General features: G+C 43.3%; 3 protein-coding genes. All 3 read right to left on the reverse strand.

Going from position 1 to position 2,946, the window contains the following annotated elements:
* The coding region (locus tag WBA23_RS21175) for a DUF3891 family protein (RefSeq protein WP_424584279.1) at positions 1 to 116 on the reverse strand (116 nt) is incomplete at its 3' end.
* Positions 113 to 1,498 carry a mercuric reductase gene (locus tag WBA23_RS21180; protein WP_424584277.1) on the reverse strand — a complete coding sequence of 462 codons (1,386 nt, stop codon included), beginning with the start codon at positions 1,496 to 1,498 and terminating at the stop codon, positions 113 to 115. The genes WBA23_RS21175 and WBA23_RS21180, both read right to left, overlap by 4 nt.
* A 176-nt stretch (positions 1,499 to 1,674) precedes the next feature.
* A complete protein-coding gene (locus tag WBA23_RS21185) occupies positions 1,675 to 2,928 on the reverse strand; it encodes a tetratricopeptide repeat protein (protein ID WP_424584278.1) in 1,254 nt (417 codons plus the stop codon).
* Between the last annotated feature and the right edge of the window lie 18 nt (positions 2,929 to 2,946).

Consider the following 2,946-nt stretch of genomic DNA (forward strand, 5'->3'; position numbering starts at 1 on the left):
GTCCAAGGTTGGGGGCGCGTGTCTATCTTCCAGTGCATAGCAATTTGAGCAGCCAGAATAGCGTGCGCCCGCTGGAAGATAATATCCCACCCGGTTTCTGCTTGATTAACGATCATATCTGACCAAACAAATTATTCATAGCTTCCATAAGGGTAGGATGAGCAATAGATGTACCCGTTATTTGCTCGGCAGTAAGATTTCCCATCATCATAAATAGCAGTGCCGAAGCAACTTCACAGCCTTCCATTCCCAGAATAGACGCGCCTAGTATAGTTCCCTTTTCTTCATCTACTAATACTTTCATAAACCCTTTGGTGAAACCTACTTCTTGGGCGCGAGCTACTTTACTCATCGGCATTTTTGCTATTCGGTAGTTAATCCCCTGTTCTTTAGCCTGCGTCTCGTTAAGCCCCACACGACCTAGCTGTGGATCAGTAAAAACTGCGTACGTTAATATCCGGTCTTTAACGGAGAGATTTCCACCCTCAAACAGATTCTTTTTTAGTATCACATAGTCGTTATAACTCACATTGGTGAATTGGGGACCACCCTTCACATCGCCAATAGCATAAATACCTTCTGCCGATGTTTCCAACTTATTATTCACCTGAATATGGCCTTTATCATCAACCTCAACTCCTGTATTTTCTAGTCCTAGCTCCTCTGTGTTCGGTACCCGCCCTACTGCTATCAGCACATGAGTGCAGTGAATATCTTCAGAAAACCCCTTCCCTTCGCCCGAGAGAATAACTTCTTCGCCTTCTCGCTTAATATTTTTAATCTTACAATTAGTAATAATGTTCAACCCTTCCTCTCGTAGAATTTCCTCCATTTCCTTTGATACGTCTTCATCTTCGTTATCTAAAATGCGCTCGCCACTGTGAAAAACTGTTACCTTACTACCGAAGCGATGGAACATCTGTCCAAACTCAAGCCCAATATAGCCACCACCGATCACAAACAGGTGCGGGGGCACTTCGTCAACCTCCATAATGGTGCGGTTGTCGTACCATTCTACTTGGTCTAACCCATCAATAGGAGGAATTAATGTTTTAGTACCTGTATCAATAAAAATGCGCTCAGCTTGTAATACTTGCTCTCCTCCTGCATTAAGCTCTACGGCAACCGTTTTATTGTCGGTGAAACGAGCTTTGCCTTCAATAAGATCAAGATTATCGGTGCTAGTGAGATTTTCATACTGACTACTTCGGGAAGATTCTACTAATTTATCTTTCCGAGCAATTACTTCCTTCATGTTTACGGATACTTCCCCTGTATGAATTCCGTACTCCTTTGCTCGGCGGGCCTCAAAAGCCGATTTAGCCGAAGCAACCAGTGTTTTAGTGGGAGTACATCCGGTATTAAGGCAGGTGCCGCCTACGTAATTTTGTTCAATTAGGGCAGTACGTATACCCTTTCCGGCTAAATAAGTAGCCATAGGGTTTCCACCCTGACCTGAGCCGATTATTATAGCATCGTATTGTTTTGCTTGAGACATATCAGTGGGTTTAAGTTAAAAAAATGCTGATACTGTAACCCGCTGGCTCGGCTTATGTTGGTATAAGGCGACTAGTAGAAATAAAATAATTAGTAAACGAGTGAGATAAGAGCTATAAGGCAAAGAAACAACACGGATTATACCGCTTTAAACTCAATGTGTAATAAAAAACAAACTCAATCGCCTTGCCGAAGTGAACGTAGGTTGTCTCGGGCTTTCTCGTGAGCTCTACTACTACGTTTGGCTTCCTTTTTTACCAGTTTATAGTATTCTTTAGCTCGGTTGGGATTATCCTGCTTTTCGGCAATCTCGCCCAAGTACAACATAGAATAGTGGTAGTAGCCAGACTCGGTGGCATCAATAGATCGGGCGTATTCTATTGTTTTATTATAGTACTTCTCCGCTTCGGTTAATTCAGCGCGCATTTGGTAGATTTGTCCTAAAAAGAAGGCGGCGTATCGTCCACTAGTCGCCTCATAACCGATCATGCTACTATCTATTTTTGCTAGAATCTCTAACGATACTCGTTCCGCATCACGGTGCTTACCTCGGCTGTAGAGCTGGCGCGCGTAGTACCGATGAAAATAAGCGTTATCAGGAAAAGTTTTGTGTAAGTATTCAGAAATACGAAAAGCCTCCCGGGGATCGTTCTGCTCTTCTGATAAAATTCGCATCAAAAAGTACTGAGCTTCCGTGCGGGTGTAGAATGCGTTATTAGCCGTTGTTTTTAACTGCTTAATTCCCAGCTCTTTATCCCCATTAGGAAAGAAAATCATCAGTGGACGTAGAATGGGATAATTATCTTTAATCCACTCGGCGTAGTAGTTATAAAGCGCATCGCCAAAAAGCAATTCCGGACTAAAGTCTTCCTTGCCCTTGCAAATCTCCAAATACTTTAAAGAAAGCCTTCCATCACTAGCCGCTTTTCTAAAGTCGCGGCGCTCGGAATGTAGTCGCCCTTTAAAAGCGTAGGCCGCCGCCAGAAAAAACGCTGCCTCAGGGTCTTCGTCATCCTGGTCAAGCATTCGTTCAGCCAGTACGGTGGCTGTATCCATGTAAGCTACGCAACGGTTATCGTACTTAGTTTCATGCGGATTAGGCACTATTTTCCACCATTGGCTCAAGCCTAATAGAAAATAAGGCAACGGATGATTGGGATGATCTTGTTTAATCCAGCGAAACTGCCGTTCGGCCCGAGCGAACTTAAAGTTGTACATATCATTTACCGCATGAGTTGCCTCAATCTGCATGTTCATATCCAGCAACAGTGGCTGTTTTTGCTGAATTATTTCTGGGGCCTGCGATTGTCCGTATACAACAAATCCACCACCGGACCCTAATCCCCATGCAAGCAACCAAAGAATTCGTAAGCTATTCATAAGCACATTTACTCTCAAACTACTAACAAAAGTTGCCAGTAAATATTTCATTCCAACAGAAAATTATAG

Origin of the sequence: Tunicatimonas sp. (genome assembly GCF_049647865.1) — a bacterium.
Taxonomy (GTDB): domain Bacteria; phylum Bacteroidota; class Bacteroidia; order Cytophagales; family Cyclobacteriaceae; genus Tunicatimonas.